We start from the raw sequence: 19468 nt of genomic DNA, 5'->3' as shown, positions 1-19468 counted from the left end.
CTATATTTATCCGCTTTCGAGCTTTTTTTATTTTGGGTTATAGCCAAACTGACGGGAAATTTCGATACTTTTTTCAAGAAGCGACCTGCCCAATGGTTCGTCTGTTTGCAACGGAATATTGTCAGAAAAACCGACAATAATTACTGCACCAATGATGGTTTGTTCATAATTGAAAACAGGAATCGCAGCAGATGCAACAGATGGAGCGAGTGCATCTCTCGCAAATGCGATTCCCTCTAACGGAATACGATTCATGTCCTCATCCAGCTGATTTTTCATTTCTTTTGAAAGACCAGCCGTTTGTTTTTCTTTCCAATCATTGAAAAGCGCGCCGGTTTTGTAAGCGGCGAACAATTTGCCGCCGGCTGAATGAATCGGCAAAAGTGTGCCGACCTGTCCGCCGAGGTTTAAACCGGCCCTGCTGTGGATCATTTTAATAATCATCGGCCCGTCATGTGACCACACGGCAAGTAATGTCGTTTCTTTCGAAAGTAAATTTATTTCTTCCAGATAAGGAGTCACTTTTAATGCAACATCTTCCTGGTTGACGGCAGCCATTCCATACTCAATCAAAGTACTGCCGGATGAATAAAGACCGGACTCTTGATCGCGGTGCAGAACACCGAGAGACGTGAGTGTATTTAAATATTTATATAAATTACTTTTTGTTATTTTAGTATAGTGATGAATGTCGTTGAATTTCATCGGGCTTCCATTTCTCGCCACGAGATCAATAATGGAAAAACCAACGAGCAAAGATTGAATCTGTACTGTTTTTTTTTCTTCAGTCATAGACGAACCCATCCTTTTTTATCATTCATTCCAGTAAAGTTTATTATGTATATTTTATCATTTACGGATTATTTTTTCTATATTTTGAAAATTCCGTTACAGTGATATTTATTTTTTATTATTCCATATAGAGGAATCATTAAGTATTTTTGAATGAAAATGATCGATTATAATTCAATTAATAAAACGTTTTCAAAAAGTTGAAAAGGAGTTATTTCTTATGGGAAATGTTAATAAACGTGATGTGATCGTCGTAGGGGCAGGTCCAGTTGGTTTGACAGCAGGACTCGCGCTGCAGAAAAAGGGAATTTCCTGTGTGGTTATTGAAGCCGATCCGAAAGACCGTCCGCGTCCAGGCAGCCGTGCCATTTTCTTGCACAGTGCAACATTGAAACTTTTAGAAGAGACGTCAAAAGGACTCGGGTTCGAGCTGGCGAAAAACGGTGTTATCTGGCCGATTAAACGGACGCTTTATAAAGGAAAAGAAGTATATGTGAAAAATTACGGTGTGACAAACAACCAAGATCCTAATAAACTTCCACATTTCACATCACTGCATCAAGATAATATTGAAAAGCATATTTACGATGCGTGTGTTGAAGCAGGTGTGGAGTTTGTGTGGGGAGCTCCTGTCAAAACGCTCGACATCCAAGATAATGGTGTCACATTAACAACTGAAAATGGCGATGTATGGGAAGCACAGTACATCATTGGCTGTGACGGCGCACGTTCTATTGTTCGCGAGCAGGCCGGGTTGAAGTTTGAAGGGCCGCGCACAAATGACACATTCCTCGTTGTCGATGTAAAAGAAGACGAGGAAAACCCGCTTCCGCTTGAGCGAGTGTTTCATTATCACCATCCGGCAATGGGGCGCCGCAATGTCATGCACGTTCCGTTTAAAGGTGGCTGGCGAGTAGATTTGCAGCTGCTAGAAGATGATGATCTCGATGAATTTGCGAGCCCTGAAGGGGTGAAAAAATGGCTTCCGAAAGTAATGGATCCTAAATATGCAGACCGTATAACATGGGTCTCTTCCTACCGGTTCCATCAAGTTGTCGCCGATTCATTTACGGATGAAAAGCACCGCATCTTGCTTGCTGGTGAAGCCGCTCACCTCTTTGCGCCATTTGGAGCCCGCGGTTTGAACTCTGGTGTCCCTGATGCGCTAATTGCCATTCGGGGTATTGAAAAAGCATTGCATGCTGACACCGAAGAAGAGCGCCGTGAAGCGATCGGTGCGGCAGCAGCAGAGCGGCGAATTGCGGCGAACTGGAATCGAGATGGTTCGACGACTGCCCTTCACCACTTGCAGGGAGATGCACCGGAGATTGATATGAAACGCGCGGTTGCTGCTTCTCTTGCATCTATTGTACCGAGATTAGGACGGTGGCTTGATGAAGGTCCATATGGACCGAAATTTGGTCCGCCTGAATTAACAACAAAATACTAAATAGAAAGGTGAGGAATAGGATGGCAGTGATGATCAATGAAGAAAAAAATCGAACGAAAGCGCGGGAAGTAAATGAAATGATCGAACGGTTAACATCGATTGACTGGTATAGCCAGGCCGGCGTCATTGAAGACACAGCTGCTGATTATGTCCATCAATTTATGAAAGCGCTCGGTGTTACAGAATATGAGTTGAAATGGCTGGCAAAAGAACAGGTGCCATCTATTGTCCCTTCACTTTCGTTCTCAGACAGTGTCTTCTGGGATGTAGTAAAAGAGGTGCCGGATCAATTGAAAGCGAAAATCGATCAACAAGATCAACAGGCATTGCTTGAAAAAACAGTTGAAATCGTTCCAGAAGCTGTTTTTCATGGCGCGTTTAAAAAAGCATTTTCCACATTTGAGGATGAAAAAACGATTCAATATTTAATCGGACATGCGATGTATATAAGTGTAATGGCGTGCTCGGCTGTTCTTGCGGATGAGTTTTCTGCGTTTGAACCGATTGTCCAATTGCTTGAAGCGGGGCATCTTCCGCTTGGTCCACAAGGGAATAATTTTTATCTACTTTAAAGAAAGACAGTCTCAAAAGTCGGGAAACAATGGACTTTTGAGGCTTTTTTATCATAAAAAAGGATGTTCCTCTGTAGAACATCCCCTTTCATCCTTGCATTATTGTATGACTTTTTCAGTCCGCTCATCCAATACTCTTTTCGCTTTCATTGAAAAACGGGGCAGATGGTTTTCCGGTACGATCTCGGTATCAATACGGAGACCGACACGTTCACGCAGACAGACAGCTAGTTTCTTAGATACATTTTCATCGGAGGACTCAATCTGTACTTTAATTTGGTCCATATCTTCTATTGTAAAGTACACGATACGGAATTCTTTTATTTCATCATATTCACGGACAATGGATTCGATTGATGATGGATAAATATTGATTCCGCGGATGACAACCATGTCATCGGCACGGCCAATGATGCCTCCTGGCAAAAATGTAAATGGATTGCCACACTCGCAAGACTCTGTTACGTTTAACACAACATCTCCAGTCCTGTAGCGAATAAGAGGGTATCCATAGCGGCCAAGGTTTGTTAAAACGAGTTCGCCTTTTTCACCTGGAGCAGCAGGTTCAAGTGTTTCCGGGTTAATAATTTCAGCAATGAATTCGCTCTCATTTACGTGTATGCCATTTTGCGCACTGCATGAATAGCCATAAGCGCCCATTTCCGTCATGCCGACGTGATCATAAAGAGTGGCGCCCCATGCGGTTTCAATTTGCCTGCGAATGGACGGAACAGAAGCGCCGGGTTCACCTGCCGTAATAATTTTAGAAACGGCCGTATCCTTTAAATCAACGCCCATTTCAGCAGCGGTTTCAATTAAATGAAGTACATAGCTAGGAGTGCCTAAAAGAACAGTGGCGTCGTTTTCAATCATGCTTGTCAACCGTTCTTTTGATGTCTGGCTGCCGGCTGTAATGACGAGTGCACCGATTTGTTTCGCCGCTTCAAAAGCGCCCCAGAATCCGATAAACGGCCCGAATGAAAAGGCGAGAAACACGTGGTCACTGCTTGTTACACCGCTTGAACGGTATACTTCTTTCCAGCATTTTTCCCACCACGACCAGGATTCATATGTATCTAAAATTTTTAATGGACGCCCTGATGTACCTGATGTTTGGTGGTAGCGAATGTAATTTTTAACAGGATATGAATGGTTTTTTCCTAGGGGTGGGTGCATTTTTTGATCATGGACAAGCTCCTGCTTCGTCGTTAAAGGCAGTCTGGCTAAATCAGCCTGTGTCCGGACAGGCAGTGAAAATCCGGATAATTTTTCTTTGTAAAATTCGTTATACTGCGTTACAAAAACGAGCATTTGATTTAATTTTTGCATCTGGTAATCTTGAAGCGGGGTGTCTAGTTCATGTACTTTATAAAGTGTAGTCATTGAAAAGAATCTCCCTTCCTGCTTTGTTACCCAATATGATATTTTTTGTAAGCGTTTTAAAGAATAAGCAAGTTCCTCTATATGGAACTTTTATATATTTTTTTATAAGGGAGATCAGTGAAATGAAAGTAGAACGATTATGGACAAGGCCTTTTCTCATGGTGTGTACGGCTAATTTTTTTCTCTTTGTGACGTATTATTACTTGCTTGTAACGCTTCCGACAGCCGCACTAAATCACTTTCATGCCCCCGGTTCAATAGCAGGCCTGTTTACGACTCTTTTTCTTGGAGCGGCCATTGTCATCCGGCCGTTTGTTAGTTCATGGATGATGAAGTTCGGTAAACGGTCTATTTTAATCGCATCGCTCGTTATTTTTTTTGCAGCATCATTTTTATATGGCTGGTTTGATTCGGTCATTGCATTGCTGGTTCTTCGTTTTTTACATGGGATTGGGTTCGGTATGGCCACGACGGTGACTGGTTCTATTGTGGCTGATCTTGTACCAGATGCGCGAAAAGGAGAAGGGATGGGCTACTTCATTATGTCGGCCAACCTGGCGATGGTGGCGGGCCCTTTTCTGGGACTGACAATCTTTGGAGATTATGGTCTTGCAGTGATGTTCTGGATCGGGGCGATTTTTTCATTCGCAGCGCTGTTGCTCGGCTGGCTGACAGGATTGCCGGAGGAACCAAAAATAGAATCTAATGTGGAAAAGAAGCAAGCCGTCTTTGAAAAATCAGCCATTCCTATTGCGATAACAGGAGCTTTTTTTGCCGTTGCCTATTCATCTATTTTATCGTTTATGGCAGTTTTCGCTGCACAGCGGGGATTGAGTGATGAGTCAGGCTACTTTTTTGCTGTATACGCCGCCGTACTGCTGCTGACGCGCCCCTTTACTGGCAGATGGTTCGATCAATATGGAGCGAACTCCATTATTTTCCCGGCTATTGTCCTTTTTGCAATCGGCATGTTAACGCTCGGCTTATCAAACAGTACGATTGTCTTTTTTATAGCAGCAGCTTGTATTGGGATTGGCTGGGGCACATTGTTCCCAAGCTTTCAAACGATTGCGGTCCAGCGTTGTATACCGAAACGCCGTCCGGCGGCGACAGCTACATTTCTTTCAATCTTTGACCTTGGTATCGGCATTGGTTCTTTTTTAGCCGGCGCACTGGCTGGAGTTATGGAGCTCGGTACATTGTACATAGGCTGCTCCATTTATATTATTTCAGGACTTGCCTTATACTGGCGGGCGCAAAAGCAGGCGGGGCAGAGACAGGCTGCTTAATGCCAGCCGAATGATTCGGACAGTTCAAACGCATTTTTCAAAACGAACTGGCTGATATCCGTTTCTGGATGTTCAGGAATGAGCTGGTTGAAGCCAACGACGGTAATGGCTCCAACCAGCTCTTTTTTGTAATTTAATATCGGGACGCTGAACGATGAGACATGATCAACGAGCGGCTCGCCTGCATAAGAGAAATACGTGTTTCGAATCGTGTCAAGCTCTCGTTCAAAACGTTCTTTTTTGTCATCTGTAAGATTTTTTAGCTCACTTATTTTCCACTCATTCACATCCGGCGACTGTTGAAAAGCGGCCATCATTTTCCCAGCGGAAGACAGCAGCGGGAGTTTTGTGCCAATCTGTGCACCGATGTTTAATCCGTAGCTGGCACTCCAAATATTGGCGATAACCGGTCCGTCGTGTGTCCATACAGACAAAAGGGCAGTTAGCTGAGTATGGCGGCTTATGTCTTTTAAGTACGGTGTAACACGGCTGATGACATTTTCACTTCCAATCGCTGCGTTTCCATATTCGATCAACTTGCTGCCGAGGGAAAAGGTTCCTTTCTTTTTGTCCCGGTACAGCAGACCAAGCATGGTTAATGTATTTAAATATTTATATAGATTGCTTTTTGTTATACCGGTCAATTCTTGAATTTCTGTAAACTTAAGCGGCCGATCCTGCTCAATTAATGTATCAATGATCTGAATGCCGGTCTGCAGAGATCCGATAACAGGCATTGGTTTATTTGTATCCATAGGAGACTCCTTACGTTTTTTCACATTATCATGGCATATCTTCAGAATGCTGTCCAACTCAAAAATTAATATTATTTGAATATTGACAAATGTAAGCGGATACGTTAAATTTTTTATAAATAAGGAACATTGTTATCTAAAAGTGGAACAAAGAAGGAGTGTTGAAAATGAAATTAGCGACATTTACACATAATGGTGTGACGCGTATCGCGGCTCTCGAAGGAGAAAAAGTAGTAGATTTACACGCTTCGTTTAAAGCAAAGCTTGAGTCTGAAGGAAAAATTCGTGCTGCTCAAATTGCGGAAGCGTATGTGCCTGCTGATATGAATGGCTTTTTGCAAGGCGGTTCGGAAAGTTTGAGCTATGCAAAGGAAGCGGTTGCATATGCGCTTGAAAACAGCGATAGCGAGGTGCCGCTCGTATTTGAAACATCACAGGTGAAAATAGGAGCTCCTGTACCAAAGCCAGGAAAAATCTTTGCTGTCGGTCACAACTACCGCGAACATATTCTTGAAATGGGACGTGAGCTTCCATCTCATCCAGTTGTTTTCGCTAAGTTTAATAACACGGTCATTGGGCCTCAAGATGATATTCCGTTTTATCCAATTTCAGAACAATTAGATTATGAAGCAGAATTCGCATTCGTCATTGGGAAACGTGCGAAAAATGTTCCAGAAGAAAATGCGCTTGACTATGTTGCAGGGTATGCAGTAGCAAACGATGTGACATATCGTGATCTCCAGCGCCGCACTCTTCAATGGCTGCAAGGGAAAACGGTAGATGGAAGTTTGCCAATGGGCCCATGGATGGTTACATCAGACGAACTTACAGATCCTTCCGGTTTAGAAATGGTCCTAACGGTAAATGGTGAGGAACGTCAACGGACAAACACAGCTAACCAAGTATTCTCGGTGCCGTACTTAGTATCATTCCTATCTAGTATTGCTACATTAGAGCCTGGCGATGTCGTGATTACAGGAACTCCTGGCGGTGTCATTCAAGCAATGGATCCGCAAGTATGGTTAAAAGACGGCGATGTGGTCCGCGTTGAAATCGATAAAGTCGGTGTTTTAGAAAATAAAGTGCGTTCTGTAAAAGGAGAATAATACGTATGGCACAATATGCGGTTATTTCAACTAGTGAGTCAATCGATCGTATTATCGAAACCGTTAGAGGATTATCAGAAGAAACGATACGATGGAAACCAGCTGAGGGAGAGTGGTCCATTATGCAAATTCTGGCCCACGTTGCCGAAGCACTGCCTTATTGGGTAGGCGAGATTAACCAGCTTGTTCAAACTCCAGGTAAAGAGTGGGGCAGAAATCATCTGCATGAGCCTCGGCTCCAAGCCGTAAGCCATGAGACGGTAGATGCGATAAGTGTAAACGAGATGATTCAAAAGCTGGAAGATGTGAAGCAGCTAGTAAAAGACGGGATCGCAAACTTAACTCCCGAGCAGCTGGAAGCTGAGGCGCCAAGCAGAAATCCTAACTTCGGCACAAAACCTGTTTCATTTATTATTGACCATTTAATCGATCAGCATGTCAATAAACATGAAGGTCAAATTCAACGTAATTTATCGAAGCGACAATAGGAAAGGGAGCGATTTTGTATGGCGGAAAAAAATGCGTTTTTTGACAGTCAAATCGTCCAGGATTTCAACCGTGATATTGAACAGTATCATCTCGGACCTCTCTGGAATGCGATTCCAGATTTAATGAAGCATACGCCGGAGCCGCATGCGCAGGCGTATTTATGGAAATACGATCTTCTTCACAAAAAATTGATGGAAGCAACCGAAATTTTCACACCGGACCGCGGCGGTGAACGACGGGCGATTTATCTCCAAAATCCAGGCTTGAACTACCGAAAGCCGTGGGGATGGGCATCGACAACACAAACGCTTTACGCGGCGGTTCAGCTTATTTTGCCTGGTGAAGAAGCACCGTCTCATCGTCACGTACAAAATGCCCTTCGTTTTATTATGGAAGGGGAAGGCGCCTACTCGATTGTAGATGGCCAGCGAATGTTTATGGAAAAAGGTGACTTTTTAACAACGCCGAATGGTTTATGGCATGGACATGGCCATACAGGGGACAAACCGATGATCTGGATGGATTGCCTGGACATTCCAACGGTTTATTATCTTGGCGGAACGTTTTTTGAGCCGTATCCTGATAAATTGGAAAAGCCATCTTTGCCGGATAACTTTTCAGCACAGCATTATGAAGGCGGCATGGTTCGTCCAATTGGTGACCGATACGCGAAAAAAGCGCCGGTTGGCTCGTATAAATGGGCGCAAACAGAAGCGGCACTCGCTGGTTTAAGCCGTTTTGAACCGGATGCCTTTGATGGATATGCGGTGGAGTTTATTAATCCATCCAACGGTGAAACGGCATGTCCGACGATCGCAGCCTGGATGCAAATGCTGCCGGCAGGCTTCCATTCAAAAGCACATCGTCACACGCATGCATCGATCTACCATGTGCATGAAGGTTCAGGATACACGATTATTAACGGTGTTCGCTTTGACTGGTCAAAAGGTGATTATTTCGTCGTGCCAAACTGGGCGTGGCATGAACACGTGGCTGAACAGGAAAGTTATCTGTTCCAGACAAACGATTTGCCAATTCTAGAGCGCTTTGGCCTTGAGCGCAAGCAAGAGCTTGATACGAACAACGGCTACCAGGAAGTAACGGGTGAATTTAAACCGGTTATTGTGTAAGAATCGTGCATCGTTTTACCTCTGTTAGATTCATTTTTTAACCTGCTGCAGAATCATGGCAGCAGGTGTCTTTTTGTGCGGGAATAAAAGAATGCAGGTACGTGTATTTGTATACTTATTCCTTTCAATAACCGTTTTGGAATGAAATAGTCTGGCTTAACAAGTTTAGTATTTAACGTGATACATCTGGATGTATTTTAGAAATCGTTTCTTTGTCACAAATAACAAAAAGCTGTGCATTGTCAGGAATCGGTTCATCTAGTTTTTGGTTTATATGAAGGTCGCCATGATCTGCTACCAGTGTGGCTCCTTTATTGAGAAGGTCTATAAATGCATCACGATAGGTGATCCATTCCGCTAGTTTAGGGATTTCATACATACTTTCTTCATATTGTCTGCTCATCAGTTCAGAATACATATGGGTAACCCCATGAGAGAATAATGATCGAACAGCTGCATGGGAAATCATTTCTTGGGTTGGAATAAATTCATCCACTTTTACATGTTTGAATAAATGGATATGATTTTGATTAATGACTTCAGCGGTAACATGAATAGGCGTGTTTATTTTTTCTTCAATAGATGTTATGGCAGTCGCAACTAGCAGTGTTTTCCCATCGGCAAGCAATGGGTCTTTTGGATCATGATGCACTTGAGGTATTTCTTCGGCAAAAATGATAACCCCTTTTGCTTTAGGCAAATTCGCGCGGAGTAATGTATCCTCATTAGTCGCATCCCCACGAACATAAAAGAGGTGCTCCTCTATCATCGGTGCTTTCTCCAAGTTATCAATGATGACCACATCAATGGTTTTATCCGATTTCAAAATTTCTTGGACTGCTGCTTTCGATTTTTCGTTCCACCCAATCAAAAGGATATGATGTTCACCTGTATATTTCATTTTTCCACCAACTTTACGTTTTTCAATAAGGCGAGCAGATTCAATGATGTTTCCGATTAAAACACTGACGAGTCCGATCCCGGTGATGTATAGGACGATTGTAAATGCTTTTCCAAGATCGGTGACCGGGGCATAATCTCCAAAACCAACTGTAGCCAGTGTCGTCATAACCCAGTAAATAGAAGTTAAGTAAGAGTCAAATGTTTGTGGCTCTATAATAAAAGCAATATACGCAGCAGTTAATATGTACAAAATGACGAATGGAAAAAAGATTCTGCCCCTTAGCTTAATCAGATGATATATTAATTTTTTAAGTGAAGATCCCATTAGCATTCATCCTAACTTTTAAATCCTCGATAAATCTCTATTTCCCTTATTTAGCCATTCATTAAACTAAGCATAATACATTTTTACACACGATAATTAGATGTGTAACTTGAACATAACCAAATAAAAAAGCCGCCACGATGGACGGCTTTTTTTATTTTAGTATAGTGGGAAGCCAGAGAACTAAATCAGGCCAATAAGTAATGATTAATAAAGAGATGAAAGAAGCGATCAAGAATGGCCAGATGGATTTGATCAATGTTTCCAATTTAACATCGGCTAGTGAGGAAGCGATATACAATCCTGCTCCTACAGGAGGTGTTAACAAACCAATGGTTAGGTTAATACAGATCACAACGCCGAAATGAACAGGATCAATGCCGTAATTGGCAATGAGCGGCATAAAAATGGGAACAAGGATGATTAAGGCAGCAATGCCATCCATAAACATGCCAACGATCAAAAGAAAGATGTTAACAATCAACAGAAAAACCAACGGACTTTCTGTTAAAGAAACCATCCATGAAGCGATGTTTTGTGGAACTTGTTCAAATGATAACATCCAGCCAAATAGATTCGCCATTGCTATTAACATCGTAATAGTGGCAGTTGTCACCGCTGTATTAACAAGAATAGAAGGGAGGTGTTTTATTTTCAGCTCTTTGTAAAAGAAAAATCCAACGAGTAGAGCGACAACACAAGCGACGGCAGCGGACTCTGTCGCTGTAAAAACACCGCTTAATATTCCTGCAATAATGATGACTGGGACCAGAAGTGCAGGTATGACACTAATAAAAGATTTGGTGATTAACGAAATAGGCGCCCGTTCTTGCGTAGGCCATTTTTCTTTTGAGCCTGTATAGCCGATAAGAACAATAAAGGCGAGTGCCAGAACGACACCAGGCAGAACGCCTCCTATAAACATATCACTGATAGAAGCGCCCGAAGCAACCCCGTAAATGATGAAAATCATGCTTGGCGGAATAATAGGACCGAGAAGCCCGGATGCAGCAGTAGTGGCAGCACCAAATTCTCTTGAATATCCTTCCTTTTCCATTGAGGGAACCATTGTACGGCTCATCATTGCGATTTGAGCTGTTGCGGATCCCATAATAGCGGAAAGCAGCATGTTCGCAATGACATTTACATAAGCAAGACCGCCGCGAAAATGGCCGACGAGCGTTTTGGAAAAGTCGATTAGACGTGTAGTAATACCGCCAAAATTCATTAATTCACCGGCCATCATAAACAATGGGACAGCGAGCATTCCATAATTCTCCAAGCCGGAATAAAGCCGCTGAGGGGCAGTTGCCGTCAGTCCCATATTGCCGGTGAGAATAATATAGGCGATTGTCGTAATCCCAAGAACAAACGCAATGGGTACCTGCAGAAACAAAAGGATAATAAAAACGATTAAAGCAGCTGTCATGCTATTCTTCTCCCTTCGTCGCTTTTGAAATTATTCAAAAACAATTCAAGCGTATGAATAATTAAGAAGAAAAAGCTGACTGGTATACTTAAATAGGCAATGATCATTGGCATTCCCATTGAGCTCGAACGCTGCATCATAATTGTCGGAGAAGAGAGCCAGATGATCGATAAGTAAAAAATATAAATGACAAATGCCAGTAAAACGGCCAAACCTGCACCAAGCATAATGGTACGCGCTTTTCCATGAACTTTGTCCATTAAAAGCGTAATGGCCGCAGAATCCTGTCGTTTAATACTCATACTGCCGCCAATAAATGAAAGCCAGATTAGCGAAAAAATTGCCGTTTCATCCGACCATGTCAATGGTGCGCTCAAAACGTACCGGAAAAGAACGCCAGCTGATAAAGATATCAGCATGGCGGCACAGAGAATAACGGCGATGACTTTCTCAATGTTGTACACCCAATCACTTAATCGGTGCAGCGCTTTCATAATAATTCCCCCGTTATTTTTTTGCTTCTTCCAAGAAAGATTTAATAACTTCAGATTGGCTTGAGTATTTATCAGTTACTTCTTTTGTAATGGCTTCAAATGATGATGGATCTTTTAACTCTTCCACTTTCACACCGATTTTTTTCAGTTCTTCGAGGTTTTTCTGCTCTCGTGCAATCGCTTCCTCAACACCCCAATCGACAGCTTTAGATATCGCTTCTTTCACGATTTTTTGGTCTTCAGGAGAAAGGCTGTCATACACTTGCTGGCTCATCACGATAACAGTAGGAAATGTCATATGATTCGTTAATGTTAAATTTTCGGCATTTTCGTAATATTTTTCAGTGGCAAGTGCATCAAGGTCAATGTCAATTCCGTCAATAACGCCTGTTTGGAGTGATGTATATACTTCAGGCAGAGGCATCGCTGTTGGTCCAGCCCCTGTTTTCTCCCAGAATTCTTGAATTGCCGGGCTTCCAATAATGCGAACTTTTTTCCCTTTTAAATCATCCGGTGACTGTACATGACCGTCTTTCAATAAGATATGACGGTTGCCGGCAAAAGCGAAATCCAAACCAAGCAGTCCTTGTGAACTTAATTCTTCCAGCATTTGTTTTGCTGCAGCTGATTTACGAAGTGCAGCGGCTTCCTCCAGGTTTTTAAATGTAAATGGCATAAACCATGCATTCAATGAATCCTGGCGTGTACTCATGTAGCCGTTTGTCAAAAAGCCAAAATCAAGTGAACCAGTTTCCAGCTGCTGAACCATATCTTTTTCCTGTCCAAGCTGGGAAGCAGGATAAATATCCACATTCATCCGTCCGTCAGATAGCGCTTCCAACTCTTCGCCGAACTTTAAGGCTGTCTGATGCCAGACGTGAGATTCCTGTGTTACGTGCGAAATCTTAAATGTTCTTGTTTCTCCGCCATCCGTTTCATTGCTGGCTGTGTCTTCTCCACAGGCTGATAGTGCAAGGACTGCTGTGCTTAAAACAGAAGCTGCTGCAATTGCTTTAAATCGTTTCATGTAATTCATTCACTCCATCCCCTTTCATGAATAAAACGCTTACAATTATGTGTGAGAAAAGTCTTGGTTGTATCTTAATAGTGGATATCTATCACTTATATTATAAAATAGATTTTTTGAAGTCAATGGTTTTTTTGGAAATTAAAAAACCATCCAGTGAGGATGGTTTTACAAAAGACATCATGCCGGGGGAGACAGTGATAGTTTGATCACTTGGCTCTCCTCCGGTCTCTTTAATTAAATTGTATATTCTTCCAGTGTGCTTTTGGAAAATAGATCGTCTACATCAAACTTGCGTGAGATCATTCCCTGTTCGTATGAATATTTAATGGCTGCTTCCAATGTAACCCTGTTTTTTTCCACTCCGTAAGGCCAGAAATCCTCTCCCATTAATTTAATGGTGTTTTCCCACTCCGTTGTAAACCAAGGGAGGGTCACTTTCAGAGCCGCAGTCTGTTTAAGACCTTCGTAGGTTTTTTTCTTCGCTTCCACGAACGCCTGGTACAAATTAGCGGCCACCCACGGGTTTTGCTCTAAAATTTCATTTTTAATGGCCACGACGTGCATAATTGGAAAAATGCCAGTTCGTTGATAATACTCTTTTTCGACCGTAGGATAATCAGAAAAAAGGCGCTTTACCTTGTCGGATCCATTCAAAAAGCTTGATGGAGCACGAGGGGCTATCATGGCATCAATCTCACCATCTTCAAGCATTTGATTAAGTGTTTGATCCTCTCCAATCGGCTGAATTTTAATATTTGACGGTAAATTTAAAGCCACTTTTTCTATTCTCCCTGGTGTTTCTTCACCGCCAGTTAACCAAAAAACATCTTCAGGTGAAACTCCATACTCATCTTTTAAAATCCCTCTAATCCACAAACAAGCTGTTAATTGATACTCGGGGATGCCAATACGTTTCCCTATTAAATCTTTTGGCTCCTTAATTCCGCTATTCGTATTGATGTATATTCCTGAATGTCTGAAAAATCGGGAAACAAAAACAGGTATAGCCGTAAAATTAGGGAAACCACGGTCTTTGCCGATTAAATAAGAAGATAGCGACAACTCCGCAACATCAAACTCTTGATGCCGCATCATACGGAAAAAAGTTTCTTCAACAGGTGTATTTAACCAATTTAACTCTATTCCCGTTGGCTGAACTGTTCCATCTGTTAAAGGGCGAATTCTATCATAATCCCAACATGCGAATGATAGTTTTAATTTAGTAGACATTTGTTATCTCCTTTTCGACTGTTATGTTTTACGCTAATAGCTTGGCTTATTTGAATCATATATTGGTTCAGAAGACTTGAAAACACGAGTGTCTTGCATAGGACAACATTTGTAAATTTTATTTGCACTTTAGAAAAGATGTTTATTGTTACCATGGCATTCCAATCACCATAAACAATAGCCAGGCAAGACCCGGGCCAAATGCTACGAAGGCCAAAGCAACAAATAAAAGCTGTCTGAAAAACACTCTTTCTTTAATCCCCTGGACGTTGGCCAGCAAAAGTGCGCCTACTGATGATAAGGGACTTAAATCCACTATGCTGGAGGCGGCTGCTATTGCTGATACGACACCAAGGGAAGAGACGGACGGATCCTCAAGAATAGGGACCGACATAGGAATAACCGCCGCCAAGAAACCAGTTGTTGAGGCAAATGCCGAAACGATTCCACCTATATAAGAGACAGTCAGAGTGGCGATTACGGGGTTATCCATACTTGAAATAAGGTTGGTGATGGATTCCATAACACCTATTTTTTCCAGAACTCCAACATACGTCATCATACCGGTTACTAAAAAGATAACGCCCCATGGCATATCCTTAAACACGCCTTCTTGCTTACTGGGAAAGGCAAGTGCCAATGCCAGCCCTACCATGAGCGCTGCAAAACCGATATTTACATCGAAGCCAAGTGCCAATACGACGAGGAATCCTATAGCAACGAGGATAACACCTTTATAAAGGGTCAACTGTCCGTCTTGCTTATCATTCAAATGATTGTTTATTTGAGCGTCGTCAGCTGTAGCAGCAATAAATTCCATAGCTGTTGTTTGTTTTTTTAATAAACGGATTCCCCCAAACATGATGAAAAAGATCAATGCAATAATGAAAAAATAAATAATGCAGTTAACCACCAGCATTGCGGGTGAGTGGGCGAGGTTTCGTGAATCCAGCACGCCGTTTACAATGACCCCAAAAATATTTAAAGGGGAGAAAGAGCCTGCATTGACCCCCATTACAATTAAAACTCCCATCATAAGTGGACTAATTTTGTACTGGTAGGCCATTCGCAAGGCAATTGGAGCAAGAATGGAAACAACAGCGATGCCCGAAGTGCCGATACTTGTAAGGATCATGCTAAGTACAAACATAATCCATGGGATCAAACCTAGATTTCCTTTGACTAAACGGAGGCCCCAACTGGCGATCAAGTCGATCGTTCCACTTTTTTGGATGATAGCAAACAAGTACGTTATGCCTGCAATTAGGATAAAAAGGTCTGCTGGAAAGACACTATAAATGTCATCAAGGCTTAGCCCGCTTATAAGGGAACCGACAATAAACGCCGCGACAAATCCTAAAACACCAATATTGATAGGCAAGGTTGAGCCAATGACAAACAAAATAAGAAGAACAATAATAGAAATAATTTCAATATTCATCTTTTTCCCTCCGTTTTTTAGAATTTAATGAAACAGGAATGATTGGCTCATCTCTTTTATTTAGAATGAATTACCTTGAAGGTCTTTGTAATATGCCGGGCCACTTTTGGCTATCACACTTTTAATAAAGAGATGTAGGCAGTGATACAAATTATTTAAGCGCTTACATTATGGGTGTTCCCTCTTGAAATTTCCACCTCCCTTTAAAGATTCCTTTTTCAATTTCCAAGTGTAAAGGGAATCTATAACTATGTAAACGCTATCATCTCGCATAGAACAACAATCCAAAATTAAATAAAAGTCCTTTAGCAGGAGAGGGTCCAAAGTCTTTTTTGAAAGGATGCTCAATCCCATCAAAGCGTTTTAACAATTCGCTTGTATGTTAAAACTTCGCCTAAATCCAATTGATTGGAAATGAAACATGTATTATGATCATTTTCAGAAACCCTTAGTGCAAGATTTCATTTTATATTTAAAAATAGTACCTAAAATATCCAGAAGAAGGAGTGAGAGAATGCCTGAAATTCAAATAAAGGCAAAGACCTTGGATTCTGTCCAAAATGCTTTGCGTATGTTGAATTGTTTTTCAAGTGAAGAGCCTGTAAAGAGAGTGATGGAGTTGTCACGTGCTCTGGATTTAGACAAAAGTTCAGTCAGCCGAATTATTTCTACACTTAAGGTAGAAGGATTCATTGAAAAGGACCCCTCTTCAAGAGGTTATAAATTGGGGCCGGCTGTCCTTTCTTTAGGAAACGCTTATAAAAATTCAAATGAACTTTATCATGAAGCAAAGCCCGTATTAAAAAGTTTAGTTGAGAGCGTAGGGGAAACAGCACAGCTTGCAATCTTAGCCGATTCGAACGAAGTCTTATTTATTGAAAGTATAGAATGTAAGCACCCTCTTCGTTTTATGGCTTCACCAGGTTCTCGCAGCCCCGTTCACTGTTCAAGCTCGGGAAAAGTCTTAGTAGCGTTCCAAAATGACAATCAATTGATTGATCATGTGATTAGTAAAGGACTTGAACCGTGGACGAGTGAAACGATTACAGACGAAAATGATTTTAAAGAAGAATTGTCCAGAGTTAGAAGACAGGGATATGCATTAAGTTCAGGGGAAAGGTATGAAGGGGTTATCGCAGCAGCTGCTCCCATTCGTAATAAAGAGGGGGATGTTGTGGCTGCCATTAACATTACTGGCCCCAGCAGTCGCTTGAAGCATGAAAAATTAAAAATCGGTATTCGCCATTTAGTGAGAGCTGCAGATGAAATCTCTAAGTGCTTCCAATATTAGATTGAACGGAAACATCTTTAGGGAAAAAAGAAAGTATTTATTATAGGAATTCCAATTTAATGTAATCGCTTACACCATTCTTGTGAAATAAAAAAGGCCCTCAAGATTGATATATTACCGCATGAAAAACAAAAAACCATCCTGTGAGGATGGTTTTTATAGACGATAACCAAATGAAGCTGAAATTTTATTTGCCTGTCCAATCACATATTGGCTGATTTCATCCTCTGTATTCTTTGGAATAAGAGGTGTAAACCCGACGACAGTCAATGAACCAAGCAGATTTTGCTGAAAGTCGAGGAGAGGTACACTAAATGATGAAATATGTTCGATGAGTGGTTCTGACGCATATGTGAACTTGTTTTTTTCCGCTTCATGGCGTTCCTTTATAAACTCTTTTCGTTTTAATTCGGTCAACTTGCTCAGCTCTTTTAACTCCCATTCCTGCCGTTCCGTCCCTTTCATAAATGCGGCAAAAATTTTGCCCGATGATGATAGCAGCGGCAATTTAGCACCAATTTGAGCACCGATATTTATGCCGTAATTCGCATTCCATATATGTGCAATAACCGGGCCGTCATGAGACCAGATGGCAAGGAGTGTAGTGAGCGATGTTTGCTGGCTGATTTCTTTTAAGTAAGGAAGAACGCGTCCGATGATGTCAGTGCTTCCAAGTGCTGCATTTCCATATTCAATCAGCCTGCTGCCGAGTGAATATGTATTCTGGACCGGATCACGATATAGTACACCCGACTGCGTAAGTGTGTGCAAATATTTATACAGGTTGCTTTTCGTCATCCCTGTATATTCCTGCACTTCGGAAAATTTCAGCGGATGAGCTTTTTCGAGAAAGACATCGAGAATATTTAATCCGAGCTGCAGGGATTGGATTCCTTGAGGACTTTTATGTTCTGTCATTTTTGTCTCCTTTGACTTGTTTGTCTCCTTGACAATCAGTGTAGCAGTAGTGAATGAAAAAAAAAAGAAAGATCTATTTGATTAAATAAATTGTTGACAATGAGAAAAAATTACATTACTGTTTTTATAAATGATGCACACTAGTCACTAATAATGGAATAAAGAAAGGGGAATGGATGAAATGGAATATGTAAGCGAAGTAATTGTTGTCGGCGGTGGAATTGGCGGGCTTGCAGCAGCACTTGGTGTAGTGGAAGCGGGGAAAACGGTTGCCGTACTTGAACAGGCACCAGAGTTCGGCGAAGTGGGTGCCGGCATTCAACTTGGTCCCAATGCCATGGCTGTTCTCGATCGTTTCGGTCTTGTGGAAGAAATCAACAAGCTTGCTGTGTTTCCGAAACGTCTTGTTTTAAAAGATGTGTATACAGGGGAAGAATTAACGGCTTTGGATCTCGGAGAGGAATTTCAAGAGCGATATGGCCAGCCATACATTGTCATGCACAGATCCGATTTGCACAGAGTGCTGCTTGAAGCATGCAAAAAATCAAATAAAATCACATTGTTAAACGATCAATCGATTCAATCAGCGGAACAAAATGAAAGCGGTGTCTTCATTACGAATCAGCGAGGGGAAACATTGTCGGCAAAAGCGGTAATCGGGGCAGACGGCCTAAAATCGAACATGCGTAAACTATTCAGTGATGACGAGCCTATTTGCTCTGAATATGTTGCATACCGCGGTACGATTCCAATTAACGAAATCTCATCGGATAACAATCTTGATGACGTGATTATGTGGATCGGGCCGAATCTTCACCTTGTTCAATATCCAGTTCGCCGAGGCGAACTATACAATCAGGTTGTTGTATTTAAATCGTTTGAATATAAAGAAGGATCTGATGACTGGGGAACTCCGGAAGAAATGGATAAACGCTTTGAAGGATGCCATCCGCTTGTTGTCAATGCTCTTTCATTTATTCAGCGTCAAATTCGCTGGCCAATGTATGATCGCCTTCCAATTGACAACTGGACAAATGGAAATATCACACTTCTTGGCGATGCAGCTCATCCGATGCTTCAATACTTGGCGCAAGGAGGATGCCAGGCGCTAGAAGATGCTGCATGCTTGGCAGATGAACTGCTGAAAAATGAAGGCGATTACAAATCGGTTTTTCAAAACTATCAGGAACAACGTATTCCACGTACAGCAAAAGTACAAACAAATGCAAGAACTTGGGGTGAAATTATCCATGCTGAAGATGAACTGTCTATTTTACTCCGGAATACGATCTTTAAATTACGCGAAGCGAATGATTTTAACGCAACAGATTTCCTATATGGCTACCATAAAAATTTAGTGAGATAAATGGAAAGGGCCCTGTGATTCAGGGCTTTCTTCTGTCTAATCCACATGACCTAAAATCATCTCGGGTATCTATGA

General features: G+C 41.8%; 18 protein-coding genes. 8 read left to right on the top strand and 10 right to left on the bottom strand.

What is annotated here, in order from left to right; translation table 11 throughout:
* Positions 1 to 27 precede the first annotated feature (27 nt).
* The gene (locus BTO28_RS14550; RefSeq protein ID WP_076767548.1) at positions 28 to 792 is read right to left on the bottom strand and encodes an IclR family transcriptional regulator; all 765 of its coding nucleotides are present in this window, start codon (positions 790 to 792) and stop codon (positions 28 to 30) included.
* 220 nt (positions 793 to 1012) lie between these two features.
* Here BTO28_RS14550 and BTO28_RS14545 point away from each other — a divergent pair, with 220 nt between their 5' ends.
* The gene (locus BTO28_RS14545; protein WP_076767546.1) at positions 1013 to 2242 is read left to right on the top strand and encodes an FAD-dependent oxidoreductase; all 1230 of its coding nucleotides are present in this window, start codon (positions 1013 to 1015) and stop codon (positions 2240 to 2242) included.
* Positions 2243 to 2262: 20 nt separating this feature from the next.
* The gene (locus tag BTO28_RS14540) at positions 2263 to 2814 is read left to right on the top strand and encodes a hypothetical protein (RefSeq protein WP_076767544.1); all 552 of its coding nucleotides are present in this window, start codon (positions 2263 to 2265) and stop codon (positions 2812 to 2814) included.
* Between the two features lie 99 nt (positions 2815 to 2913).
* Here BTO28_RS14540 and BTO28_RS14535 read toward each other — a convergent pair whose 3' ends face one another.
* Positions 2914 to 4197 (bottom strand): phenylacetate--CoA ligase family protein, encoded by a 1284-nt coding sequence (locus BTO28_RS14535; RefSeq protein WP_076767542.1) that lies wholly within the window; start codon positions 4195 to 4197, stop codon positions 2914 to 2916.
* Between the two features lie 122 nt (positions 4198 to 4319).
* On the opposite strand from BTO28_RS14535, the gene BTO28_RS14530 reads away from it, so the two are divergent.
* Positions 4320 to 5486: an MFS transporter gene (locus tag BTO28_RS14530; RefSeq protein ID WP_076767540.1), complete on the top strand. Its 1167-nt coding sequence runs from the start codon at positions 4320 to 4322 to the stop codon at positions 5484 to 5486.
* Here BTO28_RS14530 and BTO28_RS14525 read toward each other — a convergent pair.
* Complete coding sequence (locus BTO28_RS14525) at positions 5483 to 6241, bottom strand: IclR family transcriptional regulator (protein WP_076767538.1); 759 nt, start codon at positions 6239 to 6241, stop codon at positions 5483 to 5485. The two genes, BTO28_RS14530 and BTO28_RS14525, sit on opposite strands and share 4 nt — an antisense overlap.
* 167 nt (positions 6242 to 6408) lie before the next feature.
* On the opposite strand from BTO28_RS14525, the gene BTO28_RS14520 reads away from it, so the two are divergent.
* Genes BTO28_RS14520 through BTO28_RS14510 form a run of 3 tightly spaced genes read left to right on the top strand, consistent with a single transcriptional unit; the run spans position 6409 to position 8966 of the window.
* Entirely contained in the window at positions 6409 to 7347 is a 939-nt protein-coding gene (locus tag BTO28_RS14520; RefSeq protein WP_076767536.1) for a fumarylacetoacetate hydrolase family protein, read from the top strand.
* 5 nt (positions 7348 to 7352) lie between these two features.
* Complete coding sequence (locus BTO28_RS14515; RefSeq protein WP_083711645.1) at positions 7353 to 7835, top strand: DinB family protein; 483 nt, start codon at positions 7353 to 7355, stop codon at positions 7833 to 7835.
* Between the two features lie 18 nt (positions 7836 to 7853).
* Positions 7854 to 8966, top strand: coding sequence for a cupin domain-containing protein (locus BTO28_RS14510; RefSeq protein WP_076767532.1), 1113 nt, complete (start codon positions 7854 to 7856; stop codon positions 8964 to 8966).
* A gap of 172 nt (positions 8967 to 9138) precedes the next feature.
* On the opposite strand, the gene BTO28_RS14505 is transcribed toward BTO28_RS14510, so the two are convergent.
* From BTO28_RS14505 to BTO28_RS14480, 6 genes are all read right to left on the bottom strand, one after another.
* Positions 9139 to 10194: a potassium channel protein gene (locus tag BTO28_RS14505; protein ID WP_076767531.1), complete on the bottom strand. Its 1056-nt coding sequence runs from the start codon at positions 10192 to 10194 to the stop codon at positions 9139 to 9141.
* A gap of 154 nt (positions 10195 to 10348) precedes the next feature.
* Entirely contained in the window at positions 10349 to 11623 is a 1275-nt protein-coding gene (locus BTO28_RS14500; protein WP_076767529.1) for a TRAP transporter large permease, read from the bottom strand.
* A complete protein-coding gene (locus tag BTO28_RS14495; RefSeq protein ID WP_076767527.1) occupies positions 11620 to 12117 on the bottom strand; it encodes a TRAP transporter small permease in 498 nt (165 codons plus the stop codon). Before BTO28_RS14495 ends, BTO28_RS14500 begins: the two co-directional genes overlap by 4 nt.
* Before the next feature lie 13 nt (positions 12118 to 12130).
* Positions 12131 to 13153 carry a TRAP transporter substrate-binding protein gene (locus tag BTO28_RS14490; protein WP_095532692.1) on the bottom strand — a complete coding sequence of 341 codons (1023 nt, stop codon included), beginning with the start codon at positions 13151 to 13153 and terminating at the stop codon, positions 12131 to 12133.
* 228 nt (positions 13154 to 13381) lie between these two features.
* Positions 13382 to 14377 carry a substrate-binding domain-containing protein gene (locus tag BTO28_RS14485; protein ID WP_076767526.1) on the bottom strand — a complete coding sequence of 332 codons (996 nt, stop codon included), beginning with the start codon at positions 14375 to 14377 and terminating at the stop codon, positions 13382 to 13384.
* Positions 14378 to 14525: 148 nt separating this feature from the next.
* On the bottom strand, positions 14526 to 15818 hold the full coding sequence (locus tag BTO28_RS14480; protein WP_076767524.1) for an SLC13 family permease: 1293 nt from the start codon (positions 15816 to 15818) through the stop codon (positions 14526 to 14528).
* Between the two features lie 421 nt (positions 15819 to 16239).
* Between BTO28_RS14480 and BTO28_RS14475 the strand changes: the two genes are divergently transcribed.
* Complete coding sequence (locus BTO28_RS14475) at positions 16240 to 17109, top strand: IclR family transcriptional regulator (RefSeq protein WP_083711641.1); 870 nt, start codon at positions 16240 to 16242, stop codon at positions 17107 to 17109.
* Positions 17110 to 17265: 156 nt separating this feature from the next.
* Here the strand turns inward: BTO28_RS14475 and BTO28_RS14470 are convergent, their stop codons facing one another.
* Complete coding sequence (locus BTO28_RS14470; RefSeq protein ID WP_076767520.1) at positions 17266 to 18027, bottom strand: IclR family transcriptional regulator; 762 nt, start codon at positions 18025 to 18027, stop codon at positions 17266 to 17268.
* A gap of 181 nt (positions 18028 to 18208) precedes the next feature.
* Here BTO28_RS14470 and BTO28_RS14465 point away from each other — a divergent pair, with 181 nt between their 5' ends.
* Positions 18209 to 19393, top strand: a complete 1185-nt coding sequence (locus BTO28_RS14465; protein WP_076767518.1) for an FAD-dependent monooxygenase — start codon at positions 18209 to 18211, stop codon at positions 19391 to 19393.
* Positions 19394 to 19468 lie beyond the last annotated feature (75 nt).

The sequence above is a fragment of the Domibacillus epiphyticus genome, from assembly GCF_001975785.1.
In the GTDB taxonomy this organism is placed as follows: domain Bacteria; phylum Bacillota; class Bacilli; order Bacillales; family Domibacillaceae; genus Domibacillus; species Domibacillus epiphyticus.
The sequence above is the reverse complement of the archived record's forward strand: the minus strand, read 5'-3'. Positions and strand labels throughout refer to the sequence as shown.